18 protein-coding genes are annotated in these 15,699 nt (G+C 36.0%); 8 read left to right on the top strand and 10 right to left on the bottom strand.

Annotated elements, in window-relative coordinates:
- Nucleotides 1-76: 76 nt before the first annotated feature.
- The 9 genes from L950_RS02360 to L950_RS02325 form a co-directional block, all read right to left on the bottom strand.
- Nucleotides 77-1,288 (bottom strand): ATP-binding protein, encoded by a 1,212-nt coding sequence (locus tag L950_RS02360; RefSeq protein ID WP_084825341.1) that lies wholly within the window; start codon nt 1,286-1,288, stop codon nt 77-79.
- Nucleotides 1,255-1,599 carry a sensor histidine kinase gene (locus L950_RS02355; protein WP_031289076.1) on the bottom strand — a complete coding sequence of 115 codons (345 nt, stop codon included), beginning with the start codon at nt 1,597-1,599 and terminating at the stop codon, nt 1,255-1,257. The genes L950_RS02360 and L950_RS02355 overlap by 34 nt, the downstream gene beginning before the upstream one ends.
- 32 nt (nt 1,600-1,631) lie before the next feature.
- Nucleotides 1,632-3,485 carry a two-component regulator propeller domain-containing protein gene (locus L950_RS02350; protein WP_031289075.1) on the bottom strand — a complete coding sequence of 618 codons (1,854 nt, stop codon included), beginning with the start codon at nt 3,483-3,485 and terminating at the stop codon, nt 1,632-1,634.
- Between the two features lie 258 nt (nt 3,486-3,743).
- Complete coding sequence (locus tag L950_RS02340; RefSeq protein ID WP_031289071.1) at nt 3,744-4,073, bottom strand: two-component regulator propeller domain-containing protein; 330 nt, start codon at nt 4,071-4,073, stop codon at nt 3,744-3,746.
- Nucleotides 4,074-4,357: 284 nt separating this feature from the next.
- On the bottom strand, nt 4,358-4,936 hold the full coding sequence (locus tag L950_RS02335) for a fasciclin domain-containing protein (RefSeq protein ID WP_231576794.1): 579 nt from the start codon (nt 4,934-4,936) through the stop codon (nt 4,358-4,360).
- Between the two features lie 4 nt (nt 4,937-4,940).
- Nucleotides 4,941-5,843, bottom strand: a complete 903-nt coding sequence (locus tag L950_RS02330) for a RagB/SusD family nutrient uptake outer membrane protein (protein WP_231576796.1) — start codon at nt 5,841-5,843, stop codon at nt 4,941-4,943.
- Between the two features lie 29 nt (nt 5,844-5,872).
- Nucleotides 5,873-6,088 carry a hypothetical protein gene (locus L950_RS31655; protein ID WP_231576793.1) on the bottom strand — a complete coding sequence of 72 codons (216 nt, stop codon included), beginning with the start codon at nt 6,086-6,088 and terminating at the stop codon, nt 5,873-5,875.
- On the bottom strand, nt 6,085-6,303 hold the full coding sequence (locus L950_RS31650; RefSeq protein ID WP_231576792.1) for a hypothetical protein: 219 nt from the start codon (nt 6,301-6,303) through the stop codon (nt 6,085-6,087). The genes L950_RS31655 and L950_RS31650 overlap by 4 nt, the downstream gene beginning before the upstream one ends.
- A gap of 18 nt (nt 6,304-6,321) precedes the next feature.
- On the bottom strand, nt 6,322-9,414 hold the full coding sequence (locus L950_RS02325; RefSeq protein WP_046791959.1) for a SusC/RagA family TonB-linked outer membrane protein: 3,093 nt from the start codon (nt 9,412-9,414) through the stop codon (nt 6,322-6,324).
- A gap of 584 nt (nt 9,415-9,998) precedes the next feature.
- On the opposite strand from L950_RS02325, the gene L950_RS02320 reads away from it, so the two are divergent.
- From L950_RS02320 to L950_RS02295, 6 genes are all read left to right on the top strand, one after another.
- Nucleotides 9,999-10,358 (top strand): hypothetical protein, encoded by a 360-nt coding sequence (locus L950_RS02320; protein ID WP_021191242.1) that lies wholly within the window; start codon nt 9,999-10,001, stop codon nt 10,356-10,358.
- Complete coding sequence (locus L950_RS02315) at nt 10,316-10,888, top strand: hypothetical protein (RefSeq protein ID WP_021191241.1); 573 nt, start codon at nt 10,316-10,318, stop codon at nt 10,886-10,888. The genes L950_RS02320 and L950_RS02315 overlap by 43 nt, the downstream gene beginning before the upstream one ends.
- A 112-nt stretch (nt 10,889-11,000) precedes the next feature.
- The gene (locus tag L950_RS02310) at nt 11,001-11,669 is read left to right on the top strand and encodes a hypothetical protein (RefSeq protein ID WP_156169485.1); all 669 of its coding nucleotides are present in this window, start codon (nt 11,001-11,003) and stop codon (nt 11,667-11,669) included.
- A 109-nt stretch (nt 11,670-11,778) separates the two neighbouring features.
- On the top strand, nt 11,779-12,387 hold the full coding sequence (locus L950_RS02305) for a hypothetical protein (RefSeq protein WP_021191239.1): 609 nt from the start codon (nt 11,779-11,781) through the stop codon (nt 12,385-12,387).
- A gap of 57 nt (nt 12,388-12,444) precedes the next feature.
- A complete protein-coding gene (locus L950_RS02300) occupies nt 12,445-12,726 on the top strand; it encodes a hypothetical protein (protein WP_021191238.1) in 282 nt (93 codons plus the stop codon).
- 41 nt (nt 12,727-12,767) lie between these two features.
- A complete protein-coding gene (locus L950_RS02295; RefSeq protein ID WP_156169484.1) occupies nt 12,768-13,091 on the top strand; it encodes a hypothetical protein in 324 nt (107 codons plus the stop codon).
- A 69-nt stretch (nt 13,092-13,160) separates the two neighbouring features.
- Here L950_RS02295 and L950_RS02290 read toward each other — a convergent pair whose 3' ends face one another.
- On the bottom strand, nt 13,161-13,994 hold the full coding sequence (locus L950_RS02290; protein ID WP_021191236.1) for an HD domain-containing protein: 834 nt from the start codon (nt 13,992-13,994) through the stop codon (nt 13,161-13,163).
- Nucleotides 13,995-14,421: 427 nt separating this feature from the next.
- Between L950_RS02290 and L950_RS31645 the strand changes: the two genes are divergently transcribed.
- Nucleotides 14,422-15,126 carry a serine hydrolase domain-containing protein gene (locus L950_RS31645; RefSeq protein ID WP_316930512.1) on the top strand — a complete coding sequence of 235 codons (705 nt, stop codon included), beginning with the start codon at nt 14,422-14,424 and terminating at the stop codon, nt 15,124-15,126.
- Nucleotides 15,123-15,620: a hypothetical protein gene (locus tag L950_RS31640; RefSeq protein WP_021191233.1), complete on the top strand. Its 498-nt coding sequence runs from the start codon at nt 15,123-15,125 to the stop codon at nt 15,618-15,620. Before L950_RS31645 ends, L950_RS31640 begins: the two co-directional genes overlap by 4 nt.
- The last annotated feature ends 79 nt before the right edge of the window (nt 15,621-15,699 follow it).

Below are 15,699 nucleotides of genomic sequence, written 5' to 3'. Positions count from 1 at the left end.
TTATGTTAACAATTAGGGTATCTAATGTTAACTGGTGAGATCTGCAGAGATCATCAATAAATCACAATAATTTAATTTACAGACTTTTACAATAATAGGATGGTAAAAATCCAAAAGTAGCTTTAAAGTATTTCGTAAATTGTTTGGGATTACTAAAACCAACTTCATACGCAATCTCGGAAAGCGATAAACTGGAATGTTGTATCAGGTGCATCGCTCTTTTTAAACGGATATGCCTGATGTATTCTGTTGGTGAGTATCCGGTAATGGCTAATATCTTTTTATAAAGTCCTACCCTGGTCATGTGCATGTTTCCGGCTAATATTTCAACCGACAAGGTCGAGTCTGACAAATCTCGTTCGACTTCAAGAATGAATTCGCGGATAAACTTCTCGTCGGCAGACTCAACTTCTGGTTGGCTGAGTTCGATTGCGATTTGCTTTTTGTATTTTTTGACCAGGGATGATTTTTGATCCAGAACACTGGCGATTTTAGATTTCAGCAATTCAAAATTAAATGGTTTTAGAATATAATCTGAAGCCCCTGCACGAAGTGCCTGCAGCTGTATTTTTTGATCCAGCACAGCGGTTACCATAATGACAGGAATATGTCGGTAACGTTCTGATGATTTTAGATACATACAAAAATCGATACCGCTTTCACCAGCAAGCTGAATATCGGCAATCACTAAATCATACTCCTTTATTGTCAGATGGTCTTTTGCTTCCTTTACGGTACAGACACCATCAACTAAGTATTCATCGTTTAAATTTCTTTTCAAATATTCTAAAAACTCGACATGATCTTCAATCAGCAAAATCTGATTTCTCTTGTTGATTTGTTTCTCTGGGAGTGCTGATGTTTCCGAAATCGCTTCAATCGGTATTTCAACCACAAAACATGATCCTTCTCCGACTTTGCTCTGAACGGAAATATTTCCGTTTAGAAACTCGACATATTCTTTCACAATGGCTAATCCAATACCTGTACCTTGATTTAAACGGCCACTGTTTATATCATATTGAAAATAACGATCAAATATCCGATTTTGATATTCTTCCGGTATCCCGGGACTTTGGTCTTTAATCTCTAATCGCCATATATCGAGGTCATCGTTTTGTTCCTTAATTGTGCTCGTGATATGTATTGTACCTCCCGATCTACTGAACTTAATGGCATTGGACAATAGGTTGAACAGGATACTTTCCAATTTTCCTTTGTCAAAATTACCGAGATAATGATCGCGGTTATATATTACCTCGATGCAGAGCGAATTGACTTCGGCCAATTGGAAAAAGGCTCAATCTGTTCTTTAGTAAAAAGGATTAAATCGCCATATTCGTCCATACGGCTAAGCTGGTTTTTTTCCAATTTTCGAAAATCCAGCAATTGATTGACCAAAATCAATAGACGAGATGCATTTTTATTGATCAGCCTTAAATTTTCTTTTTTATGCAGATCTGTTTCTTCTTTTAGAAGCTGCTCTGATGGGGTTAAAATTAAACTGATCGGCGTTCTGAACTCGTGGCTTACATTAGTAAAGAAACGTGTCTTCAACTCTTCGAGTTCTTTTGCTTGCAACGCCTGTTCTTTGACCATTATCAATTGATTTCGTGTCTTTGTCCGCAGTTTTACCCAAGCTTGCCACAGTAGATACAGGAAATAGAAATCAGCACGTAAAGCATTAATGCCCAATTGCTCCTCCAAAAAGGAGGCTCAATCACGAGGGTTAATAATAATGTTTTTTCGGACCAGCTTTCATTATCGACTGAATGTCGGATGTAAAATCGATATGTTTTGGAATCAAGATTCGTAAAATTGGCCTTCATTGTTCCCGTTTCAAAATCAAACCACTCCTCACTGAGTCCATCCAACTGATACTGGTAGATCCGATTATCCTGCTGCAAATAATTAAATGAGGATAGTTCCAAGGAGATCGCATTTTGATCATATGGCAGTTCTAATTTCTTCACATTGGTCAGTGCCTCATTATAAATAACCTTGCCGTTTACACGTTCACCAACGTTGATTTTACGATTAAAAAGATAGATATTGGAAAGAACAGGTGTTATATTTTCTTTTGATCCCAAAATTTGATTTGGATCAATAATATTATAACCGTTTGGTCCTCCAAATATGAGCTGGCCGTTATCCATCTTTAAAGCTGAATTTTCATTAAAGACATTGCTTTGCAGTCCCTGTTCTTTGGTGAAGTTACGAATGACAAATTGCTTAGCATTTTGATTGGGAACAATTTCAGATAATCCTTTTGCTGTTGAGGCCCACATATTGCCCTTATTATCTTTGATTAATGCCAGTACGGCATTGTCAATCAGACCGTCGCTCGTATTGAGGAATTGGATCGTTTCATCCTGAATGATATTAATTCCTTCTTGAGTGGCCACCCAAATGCGACCCAGCTCATCTTCCTTAATATCATATATCAAATCATTGGAAAGACGCAACTTGCCTTCTTTTTCATTAAATTGATGTATTTCTCCATTTGACCGAATCAGTTCGATGCCTGTAGCAGTTCCAACCCAGATATTATTTTTTGAATCTTCAAATAAGACAGATACATAGGTACTGGAAATTGTCTTTCCCTCACGCGAGCGATAGGTGGAAAACGTTTCCGTATCCTTATTAAACAAATATAAACCAGCAGATAGTGTTCCAACCCAGAAACGACCTCTTGAGTCTTCAAATATTTCCCAGACGCTATCGTCTGGTAATCGATCAGTACCCTTGTTGTATGTTTTGAAACTTTTACCATCGAACCGACTCAATCCCCCGTGGTACGTACCTACCCAAAGTATATTTTTTTGATCCAGATACAGACTTACGACAACGTTACTGGGTAAAGAAGTTGCATCATTTGGATTGTGTAGATATTGTTTATATACTTTATCTTGAAAGTTATAATGCAAGAGACCGCCACCATTTGTACCGATCCATAAGTTATGATTTTGATCTTGAATAAACCTGTTGACATCATCAAATGGCAATGTTTTGGCGTATCCTGCATAATTTTGGTATACCGGAAAAAGCAGTAAGTTTGGATGATAATAACTGATACCGCCCTTATATGTCCCAACCCAGATAATACCTTTCGGATCTTTATACAGGGATGTAATACTATTATAGGGTAAACTTCTTAAATTATACGCCTCGTGATTGATCACAATAATTGATTGCATCTTTTTATTAAAGACGTTGATTCCACCATGATCAGTAGCTAACCAAATGAGACCTTGTTCATCTTGAACGATACTGCCTACAAATACATTCGAAAGTTGTTCTTTGATGTGACTGATCTCATCCGATCCAGCTCTGACCCAAAATACGCCGATTGGAACATCTTTTGAATAAATCCACAGATCTCCTTCGCGATCTATAAATAGACCATACGTAACGCGCTGTTTGCTGGCAGGTAAAGAAAATTGTTTAAGAATCTTCCAGGTCTTTTTTTGTACGAGCTGTGTCAAACCGTTTTCATAGATTATCCAAAAAGATTCCTTCGAATAATTTACAACATCGACAATTTTTTGATTCTTAAGTGGTGAAAATTTTCTCGTTTTTTTGAAATCGTATGTGTTAGCATGAATGAATTATCGCTGTACAAAACAGCATATTCATCATCTTCAAAATGGCGGATAATTTGAGGATCTCCGATCGGTAAATTCCATGTCTGAAGAATGGAATCTATATTTTGAATGATTACTCCTTTTTTTGATCGTACACATTCATTTTCGAATGGGTACGGATCCAAATTTGCTCCCCTGTCCTTCAAATAATGCCGATATACGATTACTGCTCAGTCCAAAACCTTTGTTTGATGAATACCGGAAATTTGTAAATTGAAGTCCATCAAATCGACTAAGTCCAGATTCTGTTCCAAACCACATGTAATTATATTGATCTCGTAGGCTGCAATTGATATGGTTATGTACCAATCCTTGATCGGAAGTGATGTTCTTAAAAGAATAGACTGTTCCTTGCTCTTGACCGAAACAAAAACTAGTAATCCATGAAAAAAGAAGTATTCTGATCGAAAGTAAGGTACTACGGATCATCAAAATTTATAATTAGTACTGTAATACCAATATTAACAAAAATATTATTCAAATAAGAATAACCGATTGAAGTTTCGACATTTGTGTAGACAAATTATATGGATCTTTAACAAGCGATGAGGGGAACTGATACTGAGCCAGCAGAACGGGAAAGAACAAAAAAACTATTTAATCAGGCTTTAAAAATAAGAAGTAATTGGATCAGGTCTTGAACATCCGGTACTTTCTCAAAGAAAATTACGTTCCTGCATTTTAACTGTTGTGGAAATGCAGGAACAATATACCTATTTTACCTTCTCGGAATAGAAAACAACCTGATCAACAATATGGATGACACCATTGTCCGGAACAAGATTTGACGTACGGATTTGCCATTGCTTATTGGTTCCTTCATTGATGAGCCCAACATAGGTACCGGTATGGGATAAATACATGATCTCACCTTTTTCAGTCTGATATGCAATGGGCTTGTTCTTTGGAGCCAAAGCCGGATCATTAAAATTCACTACTGCCTTTACAATATGATATCGCAACATATCTTTCAGTATGGTTACCGGTACTGTACCTATAGCGTCGTAATTATTTTCTTTTAAATATGCCTTAAACGCACGATTCGTGGGCAGAATAAAGGTCGATTTCTCTGTACGTTCGTATAATCCTTCATCCTTACCTAGCATAATTGCTTCTTTTAGGGAAGACAAAGAATCATTTTGTTGGATATAGGCCCATGCAGACATATTTAATCTGCTATTGTCTGCTGCGTAATCGTATTCAAAGCTGTCCTGTACTTCGCAACTAAAAAAAGTAACCAGCACAACAAAACTGCACAGCAAAAGCGTAACGATATATTTGATCTTCTTCATATGATTATCTATAGAATTCATTTTGTTTCAAATTTGGATTTTTAAGTAGTTCGCCTTCGTGTATCGGCCATAGCAGATTTCGATTGTCCGAGAGGCCATTCATCGGTTTCATTGTTGAAATGGCAGTTCCAGTCCGTACAAGATCAAACCATCGATGTCCCTCAAAACAAAGCTCTACGGATCTTTCATGCAAAATTCCGGTGAGTAAGCTTCCAAATTGGGTATTGGCTTTATTTTGATCCAAAGCAGGGAGTCCGGCACGGACGCGGATACGATTAAGTAATGCTAATGCCTCAACGGTCTGGTTTAAATTTGCATGTGCTTCGGCCTTCAATAAAACAACATCAGCTACTCTGGTTAATACCATATTGCCTGCCGAAGGTTCTGGACTCTCGTCATTAAATCCCTGCCCAAAAAATTTCCAGATCTTACGTGGTTGTACTTGGGACACATCGTAAATACGTGGTTTGCGAAGATCCCCCGGTTCGATAGACGCAATAAAAGATGTACTGGGTACATAGTCACTATCTGATCCCATGGCGTACCATATACGGAGGTTATTGGTCTGTACTTCATTGTAACCGACTTCAAAAATACTTTCAGCACTGCTCCCTTTTACAAAAATATTATTCCAATCCTCCATCGACACCAAGGTATATTGCGGATCCGCGAGCACTTTATCGGACATTTCTATGGCCTGCGCATATTTCTTTTGCCACATATACAGTTGGGTCAGAAATGCATAAGCAGCTCCTTTGGTGATCAGCACGCGATTCCCAGCTCCTGAATAATTTGTAGCACAATTCTCCGTCGCGAGCATCAAATCTTCCTCTACCTTAGCCAATACTTCAGCCTCCGTGTTCTTTTGGACAAACAGCTCCTGACCCAAACCCTCGTACGGTTCGATGACTAAGGGTACCTCCCCCCAGATCCGAACTAAGTAAAAATAAGCGAGTGCCTTAATGCATGTGCCTGCCCGAGTAATTGTTTTTTAAGTTCGCTATCCTCAGTTCCAAATGCCTGAGGAATATATTTGATTGCGTAATTCGAGCGTGATATAACGGTGTAAAAATTATCCCACCGTGCTGAATTGATAATTGGCGTTAACGTATTTTGTTGCAGCGCTCCAGGATCACCGGCATGACGGGTCACCACATTATCAGCCCGACCCTCCCCCCAATGGCATAATTTTGACGGAAAAGAGTTTGTAGACCATTATAGATTCCATTTACTCCAGCTTGGGCATCACTGGGCTTTTTATAATACCCTTCTCCAGAAAAATTGCTAATAGGTTCTTTATCCAGCAATGAATTAGAACAGCTGGTAGCAGATAGAAAAAGAATAGACCAAAATATGTATTTATACATTTTTTTCATCGTTATTTATTAAAGTCCAAAGATTAAACCAAACGTAAATGTGCGACTCTGTGGATAAGAGCCTTCATCCAATCCTACACGAAGACCGGAATAGGAATTGACATCGGGGTCAAAGCCCGTATATTTTGTCCAGGTGATCAGATTCGTAGCAGTAACAAATGCATCCAGCTTGCGCAGGCCGATCCGTTTGCTCAAAGCTGAATCAAAAGAATATCTTAAATTGACGTTCTTTAATTTGAGATACGAACCATCTTCAACCCATCTACTTTGGACTCTGCTGTCGGACTGTTTTGGATCGTCCCGAATCAATCGGGGAAAATCTGTTTGATCCCCCTGCTCCCGCCACCGATTCAGGGCATCGGTAGATAAATTGTTGTAACGGACAATTGAATTTCGTTGATGATTCAATTCGTTGTAAATCTGATTACCGACAGCATATTGAAAAAACACATTCAGATGAAAGTTCTTATAGCTAAAATCGTTGGAGATCCCGCCGAAATACTTAGGTTCTGCATATCCGATTATCTCCCTATCATTCTGATCGATAATTTTGTCATTGTTGACATCCTTCCAAATGGGGTCTCCACCTACAAATACAGCTCCGTTGGCTCCGTTTGTTAGCTTGTTTGTATTGTCTTCATCACGCGCATACACGCCAAGAAAACTCCAACCATAAAATACACCAATAGGTAAACCCTCTTTTAGTATATGGAAATTACCGTTCTGGATATGCCCGTTAGTCAGTAAATTTTTAGGTAAGGAAGTCACTTTATTCCTATTTAAGCTAATGTTTACATTGGTGCTCCAACGAAAGGCTCCTTCTAGATTACGGGTCTGTAGGCTAAATTCCAAGCCACGATTCTCAATCGACCCTATATTTTGCGTAATATATTCAAAACCAGAAGTTCCAGGGGTAGGAACATTATACAGCAGATCTTTTGTTTTCTTCAAGTACGCATCTGTTGAAAACAGGATTCTATTTTTAAAAAATCCAAGCTCTAAGCCCAGATTATATTGGTGGGTAGTCTCCCAAGTGAGGCTCGGATTGGGCATCACAGTTGGCGCAGCACCCGAAAAATCCAAATAGTTTGTTCCTAAGGTAAACTCTCCTCTTGATGTGTAATCACCGATGGCTTCATTTCCAGTACTTCCGAGACTAAAGCGGAGCTTACCGTCGCTCAGCCAGCCCAGATTTTTGATACCTTCTTCTTCCACAAAACGCCATCCTGCGGATGCAGAGGGAAAGAACCCAAACCGTAGATCACGGCCAAAGCGGGAAGAACCGTCAGTACGAAGATTGAATTCTAACAGATATTTGCTCTGATAATCGTAAGTAACACGGCCGAAATAAGAAAGCATAGCATGTTCGGAGGCGACATTTACACCTTGGTTCGAAATCACAGATGCACCATTTAGGGTACGGATATCATCGCTTGGAAAATATTCTCCATTGAGACCTGTTCGGTCATAACGCCATTTCTGAAAGCTCACTCCAAACACAGCCCCAATATTGTGCTTATCCGCTATATTTTTTGTGTATGTAAAGTAACTCTCATTTCCCCAAGTAAGATTTCCAGAAGATCGCACAGCACCGCTATTATACCCTTCGCGATAGTCCAGTATCGATGGCATAAATTCATCTTCCTTCATTGCAATATAATCCAGATTGACATTGCTCCGGAATTTAAGATCTTTATAGATATCAATTTCTAGATATTGGCTTCCAATAATGCGATTGCTCTTATTGAGATTGGTCGAAAACAAAGCCATACCGACAGGATTACGCTGACCAATCATATAGCCGTTCAGTGATCCATCAGGCAAGTACATCGACATATTTGGCGGCCTCACCAATAAACTCCTGATAATACTCAAATTACCTGATCCAGCAGCATTTGTTCGGTTGTTCACCGCATTTGTATAGGAAATGCTTTGCCCTATCCGCACGCGATCTGAAATTGTAAAATCAACATTCAGTCGGGAAGTAAACCGTTTATAATTCGAATTCAATATAACTCCATCTTGATCCAAATAGGAAGAACTCCAGGCGTATTTTGTTCCCTCATTCCCTCCTCTTACAGAGAGATCCAACTTATACTGTTTTGCTGTACGCATCAACTCATCCTGCCAGTCTACATCACCATTGTTCATGGGGTTGAGGGAATCGATAATCGTATAGAAAGGGTCTTCTGGGACTGTCATGCCACGATAAGAGTCCAACACTGCTTCTCGATACTGCCTGGCATTAAGAACACTTAGTTTTCGCGTTAATGAACTTACCCCTGCATTTGCATTCAATAGCACTTCCGGCTTTCCTGCTACGCCCCGTTTGGTCGTAATCATCACAACCCCATTGGCTGCCCGGGAACCATAAATTGCTGTTGAGGCTGCATCTTTTAGGATTTCAATGGATGCGATATCGCTTGGATTGATATCTGCCATTGGATTTAGACCTGAATTTTCTGTACCATTTAAAGAAGAAATTGAATTGGATTCTAGCGGGATACCATCCACAACAAAAAGCGGATTATTACCAGAGTTCAGCGAAGAACTTCCCCGGACACGGATACTCACTTCTCCTCCTGGCGCTCCCGAATTGGATGATACCTGCACGCCAGCTGCTCGTCCCTGTAAAATGGAAATCGGATCCTGCAACGTTGTTTTCTCAATTTCAGCAGCACCTACAGAAACAATAGCGCCGGTTAGATTTCGCTTTTTCTGACGGCCGTATCCCACCACAACCGTTTCTTCGATCACATTGGAAGCTGGTGCTAAAGATATTGTATAACTTGTACGCGTATCTATTTTTATCGTCTGACTGGAATAACCCAAAAATGAAAAAGTAAGCGATTGTCCTATTGCCCCATTGTCTAATACAAAACCACCTTGTTTATCTGTCGTTACGGTCGTACCATTTTTATCGTCAAGCTTTATCGTAACCCCGAGTAAAGGTGTCTTTGTCACTGCATCGATCACTTTACCGAGGATCGTTTTTTGCTGCGCTGCCGCAACGCCAGGAATAATCAATAGGAAATGCAAAAAGAACAAGGATGGTACATAATATGACAACCATAGTTTACATTGGGTAGCACTAAATTTCATACAAAGGTTTTAAGTTTAGATCATCTATAAATTGTCGATAACGATTAATAAAAAGTATTTTAATGAAAACATTTACATTAAAACTTAAGCCTTATCAAATATTTAACGACGAAAAAAACCTATAGTATCTGGAGTAATACATTTTGTAACATTATTGTTATAAATATGGATTTCCTGCTCCTGAAGCACACACTTATTCTGACCGATTTATGAGGGGAATTGGCAGATATAAATTTATTACCTTTTGTAAAGACAACCAACTGAATAGAGATAAGATAGTTCGAAACCATCTTAATGAACAATTCTGTTGAGCGCGATTCTAGTTTTTATAAAAGAATCTTTCCCTTGTTTTTTTGTATACTAAGCAACAGAAACTTTGTAGCGCTTCTTTATCAATTTTCACTATATTTATTTGTCAAACCATTTTTCATGAGCACACAGAGTATAAATAGGGATTCAGGTCGTTACAATATTTCAACAGGATTTAAAAAAATGAATTATCAGCTATAGCAAACAATACCAAAACGAAGCTTGTACAATTTTCAGCCCCACTTACTTATGAAGAATATGATCTTTTGGAAAAAATGGTTTTTGCAACAAGACCTGATATAGAGCTACGAATCTTTGGACATTATTCTGTTGAATGCGATCTAACATTTCTGGAGCGAATTCCTTCTCTCAGAAAAGTTACTGCAGACTGTATGAGAGATACGACCGGTATTGAGGTCGTTACGCAATTGAAAAACTTAGAGTCATTGTGTGTAGGTATTTTTGATTTGGATAATTTTAATTTTTTAGAACAAGTAGCTCCTAATCTAAAAGTGCTTGGATTATATCAGACCAGATCTAAAAAACCTAAAATTGAAAGCATAGCGAGATTTGAAAATCTGGAATACCTATTTTGGAAGAACAGCAAAAAGGGATCCATGCGATCAAAAATCTAAAAAAACTTCAGAAAATTGTCCTAAGGTCAATCACAACAACTGATATTGACTTCTTACAGGGACTAAAACAGTTATGGTCAGTAGATATCAAACTTGGGGGAATTAAAAGTTTTGATGCCTTAAAGACACTTCCATCACTGAAGTTTCTGGAGCTTTGGCAAATAAGAGGATTGGCGGATTTGTCTTTTATTTCGGATCTAACAACGCTACAAAATCTATTTATTCAATCACTCAAACAAGTAAAAACTTTACCAGACTTTTCTAAAAATAAGTTTTTAAGAAGAATTTACCTAGAAAATATGAAAGGTCTTGACGATTTCTCCACATTAAAACATATTCCAAATTTGAAGGAATTCATCATATGTGATGAAAATAAAGAGCCTAATAATTTCTTACCTCTGTTTGAAAATCCAACAGTTGAGCGAGTAGCTGGATTTCTAGGGAGCAATAAAAGGAATAACCAATTTATGGATTTGGTGAACTACTACCAAAAGAACATTTACGAGTATAGTGATTTTGAATATCAATAGAATGACGGGAATAATCTTTTTGAAGGATTAACAATTATTATTTCACAGCGTATTAATTAAATAATTAAGATATGAAATTTATCTTAGGTCTGTTTTTTCGATGATCATTTTAGTGTCCAACGCACAAAATTTTAAAGTAAAAATAATAAAAGAAAAGCTTGTTAGAAATTTCGACGGATATGGATTAAAATTTATCATTTTAAATAAGAATGTTTTAGATACAATTTCACCAGGAGATTACGAAAAATTATATGTTTTTAGTAATTCTCTTTCAAAGGATGAAAAAGTTCTTTTTGCTCAAGAATTGAGTGCATATTTTAATGATTATTCATTATGTGCTTACAAGATTAGACTATTTATTCCATATGCGGGTGTTTTTGGATCTTTCGCGAAAGGAATAGAGAAGTCTTCTTTAGCAATTGAATCGATGTATATTACAAATATGATTTTATTTGGTGATTGGACAAGGTTTCTATCTAATTCTCCAGTATTAGTAGAAAAATATTCCGGAAAAAAAGTGAGCTATAATGATTCTTTAAGCATTTCAAAATTATCTAATTTGTATTGTAATCTATTGGAAAATCTAAATAGTAATGAATTATCATTAATAGATTTGATGGATTTGTATAGGGGTCCTGTTGGTTGGTTTGACGCAGAATACATTCCTAATTCAAGAAGGATAGTTGCAGATTTATACAGAGAAATGGAAGCTGATAAAAAGAGAAATAAGAATAAAGAAAAACCTGAGAACAAGAAGAATGTATTTGAAAAGAACCAATAAATTAGAAAAGTTAAAGGTGGAGTAAGAAAATTAAATTAAGAAGAATCTCAAGAATTTCTTCAATAATCTGGATTTTCAACATTACATGAGCTAAAAGACATAATTTATTATGAAAGATAAAGTGATTTTATTACTAAGTTTTATTACCATATTATATAGCGATTGTTTTTCGCAACCTTATGTAAAAAAAATCAATACGGAAGATAATAAAGCTTATCTAAAAATATCTTTTAAAAAAGAAAATAGAAATTTAGTGTATGATTTTATCAATATAAATTCGAATTATTTAACTGATATTGAAAAATTACAACTTATTTCCTGCCTATTGGATTTTGAAGGTGATACAACAAAACATCCAGGAAATGTGCTACCAATATATTTAGGTAATAATGAAAAAAATAATGTTAGGTTCTCTCCTAAATCTAAATATTTTACAATTGAGATCAATGCTCTCTATTTTATTGATAGAATTGCATATGGAGAGTTTTCAGATTTTTATTCACCTGCACCTGTCTTATACGATAATATCGACAATATGGAAATAAATGATTCTCCTGACAAAATAAAAATTGTATTTGACTCTTATAAAAAATGGTTTCAAGAATGTATGCTTATTGGGAAAATATCTAAATATTTCCCTTTCAATGACGGTCGATTTGTTTGGCTACATGGGAAAAAATCCCTTTTTACAAAGGGTCAAATACTGATTGAAAAATAAAGTAGTATCTAAATTATATTTGGTCTAGATTTAGTAACATAAAATGCATTTATCTTTATGAAAAATATTATTATTCTTTTAATTGCTTTTTTACTAACTAAAACTTCTTCTGCTCAAAAAACCGTAGTTACAGTGGATAAAATTACTTGTCAGGAAGATCTATCAGGTTACTACTTAGAGATAACTTTAAAAAAAGGAAATAGAATTTGGATAAGAAAAACTAAGGATTATCATATGGAGAGTTTACTGGATGAAGGGCTAACTAATCAAGATAGATTAGAAGTTATCCGTGCTCTAAAACCGTATTTTACGGACTATTCTCGAAGCTGTAAAAAGTGAGCCGATATTATATAAATTCTTTTCAAATAGAATATGATAATATGCCAGTTCCTAGTAGCAGAAATTATAATATTGCTATAGATGCCATGTTTGCTTTTAATAGGTTATTCTGCCCTTCTTATTTACACCATATTTCTACTTATCCAGTTTTATTTAATAGTAAAACTCTTAAAGAAGCTAATAATGATCCGAAATTAATTAAACAGATGGCAGATAGATACTTAAAATTATTTCAGGCAAAAGAAAACTCAGCCTCTAATAAAAATCCATTTATGACGCGAGATGATTTGAATTATCTAAATCAAGGAGCTGTTAAATGGTGGGATATGATGATTGTCGAGAAAGGTATCAGAGAAGATATCTAATTACCAATTAATGATGAATAATAATATCAATAAATCAATGTAAAATATTTTAGGTAATAACCATAGGCTTTAGTATCCTTCTTTGAAAATTTTTCCAGATTGAGTTTTTGAAAAACTTTCAAAACCTTCCAGATTTTCTATTTTTTCAAGTTCTGAATTGAGGGCTGGATCGGTCTTTATTATTGATAAAACGGCAGGGTCATCTTGCCAAAGATCTGATAAAACAAGGATACCTTTTTCCAGTCCTATAGCAATCAATTCTGCAAGCTTGGTATTGGCAAATATATGTTCCGGTTTTCTGAAATATGCATTATTGAGCTGAAGGTATTTACTGCTAATCCATGAAGCTACTTCTTCACTCTGAACACCTATCTTACTATCCTGAACACCAAGTTCGCTTATAAAATTATGTGCCTCCACAATATCGATCAGGCCAAAATGATATAGATTCCTAATGGTATAATCTATTCGATCTGCACAAAGCTCAGGTAGCGGCATCTCAAGCAAGGTATGCTTTGGATCATCCAATAAGAAAGTACTGAATCCATATTTAGCGAGAATGTTAGGTATCGTAGACTTTCCAATTACTGTTTCAAAAATTTGCTCATGATAATCTTCGCCTTTATGCTGCAAGACATAATCGATCACATGTGAAAAAGCAGTGTGCGAAACATCATGCAAAAGCGCAGCTATCTGTTCTTCCAGACTACCTCCAAGTTTCCACACAAGAAGCATAACGCCGATAGAATGTTCATATCGGTTGTGACAAACATGTGGAGAGACCAGAAAGATAGCACCACCCTGATGAACATTTTTTAATCGTAGAACGGGTTTTGAGCTTATAAGCTCACTAAGAATATCTTCAAGTTCGAAATTGCCGTAAAAAATATCACTTACCATCATAATTCAAATATAAAGCATTTAAGGTAATGATAGAGTTAAAAATAAAAACGCCCTTCTTTATAGAAGAATCCATTTAAAAAATCATTTACACGACAATTGGGCAGTCGGATGTACCGCAAAAACTTGTTTAAAACGTTGAACTCCATTTTCTAATACATAATTCTAATGATCGAATAGATCTTATTAAAAGAAAATCGAACACATGAAGCATTAAAATATAAACTAAAACAATTATCTTTAAAGTCTAAGAAGCTGCAAGTTACATCAGCTCATTATCCATCAAATTAAAAACCATAAGACAAATTATTATGCTTAAAAAAATTTCAGGTTACTTCGTACTTCTTTTGATTTCGACTGGTAGCTATGCGCAAAATTTCGACTCCCAGAAACTCGATTCGTATTTTGCATCACTGGAGCAAAATAACAAATTTATGGGAAGTGTGGCTATATCAAAAATGGTACACTTATTTATTCCAAATCGGTTGGCTTTTCTGATCTTGAGAACAATAAGAAAGCAACCCCAAATTCTAAGTATAGAATTGGTTCCATTTCAAAAACATTTACTTCTGTTTTGGTTTTGAAAGCTGTAGAAATGAATAAACTAAAGCTAGATCAAACGATCGAAAGCTTTTTTCCAACGATTAAAAATGCCGAAAAAATAACCATAAAACACTTATTAAGCCACAGAAGTGGAATACATAATTTTACAGATGACAAGGATTACCTGACCTGGAATACACAACCTAAGACCGAAAAAGAAATGGTAGCAATCATTGCTAAAGCGGGCAGCGATTTTGTACCCGACAGTAAAGCGCAATACAGCAATTCGAATTTTGTACTTCTAACTTACATACTTGAAAAAAGTTTCAAAAAAAGTTATACAGATCTATTAAAAGAATTGATCACAAAGCCTCTTGATTTGAAGAATACGTATATGGGAGGAAAAATTAATCCGGCGAAAGAAGAATGTAAGTCATATACCTTTAATGAGAAATGGATTCTTCAACCTGAAACAGATATTTCTATACCTTTGGGAGCTGGAGGAGTTGTTTCTACACCAAGCGATTTGGTCGATTTCAGCAATGCACTGTTTAATGGCAAATTGTTGAATCCTGAAATCTTGAAATCATGAAAAGCATCAAAGATCAATATGGTGTAGGCTTATTTCAAATTCCTTTTTATGACAAAATTGGATATGGACACACCGGAGGAATTGATGGTTTTAGTTCTGTCTTTTCTCATTTTGCTGACGAGAATATTGATTTTGCTTTAACTTCAAACGGAACTCATTTTAATAATAACAATATTGCTATTGCGCTATTAAGTGCAGTCTATAATAAACCATATGATATTCCAAATTTTTCCAGCCACGAAGTATCTTCAGAAGATCTGGAAAAATATTTAGGCATTTATGCGTCCAAACAAATCCCTTTGAAAATTACGATTACAAAAGACAAAAAAACGTTGATGGCTCAGGCAACAGGACAGTCGGCATTTCCACTTGAATCAACAGAAAAAGATAAATTCAAATTTGAACAGGCAGGGATTGTTTTAGAATTTAGCCCGGAAGATAAGACAATGAAATTGAAACAAGGTGGTGGAGAATTTCTGTTCAATCTGGAATAATAAATCAGTAGATCCAGTAAGACGTTCTAAGCCGATTACAATATAAAATGCTTGTAAATATACGATTTGCAAGCTTTTT

Source organism: Sphingobacterium sp. IITKGP-BTPF85 (genome assembly GCF_001006065.1).
Classification (GTDB): Bacteria; Bacteroidota; Bacteroidia; order Sphingobacteriales; family Sphingobacteriaceae; genus Sphingobacterium; species Sphingobacterium anhuiense.
Note: the sequence above shows the minus strand (reverse complement) of the source record. Positions and strands in the feature narration are given on the sequence as shown.

Bases quoted from the DNA above. Each gene is read 5' to 3' on its own strand.
- L950_RS02355 (WP_031289076.1), bottom strand. From the start codon at position 1,599: ATGGTCAAAGAACAGGCGTTGCAAGCAAAAGAACTCGAAGAGTTGAAG.
- L950_RS02340 (WP_031289071.1), bottom strand. From the start codon at position 4,073: ATGATCCGTAGTACCTTACTTTCGATCAGAATACTTCTTTTTTCATGG.
- L950_RS02335 (WP_231576794.1), bottom strand. From the start codon at position 4,936: ATGAAGAAGATCAAATATATCGTTACGCTTTTGCTGTGCAGTTTTGTT.
- L950_RS31650 (WP_231576792.1), bottom strand. From the start codon at position 6,303: ATGTATAAATACATATTTTGGTCTATTCTTTTTCTATCTGCTACCAGC.
- L950_RS02325 (WP_046791959.1), bottom strand. From the start codon at position 9,414: ATGAAATTTAGTGCTACCCAATGTAAACTATGGTTGTCATATTATGTA.
- L950_RS02320 (WP_021191242.1), top strand. From the start codon at position 9,999: ATGGTTTTTGCAACAAGACCTGATATAGAGCTACGAATCTTTGGACAT.
- L950_RS02305 (WP_021191239.1), top strand. From the start codon at position 11,779: ATGAAAGATAAAGTGATTTTATTACTAAGTTTTATTACCATATTATAT.
- L950_RS02300 (WP_021191238.1), top strand. From the start codon at position 12,445: ATGAAAAATATTATTATTCTTTTAATTGCTTTTTTACTAACTAAAACT.
- L950_RS02295 (WP_156169484.1), top strand. From the start codon at position 12,768: ATGCCAGTTCCTAGTAGCAGAAATTATAATATTGCTATAGATGCCATG.
- L950_RS02290 (WP_021191236.1), bottom strand. From the start codon at position 13,994: ATGATGGTAAGTGATATTTTTTACGGCAATTTCGAACTTGAAGATATT.
- L950_RS31640 (WP_021191233.1), top strand. From the start codon at position 15,123: ATGAAAAGCATCAAAGATCAATATGGTGTAGGCTTATTTCAAATTCCT.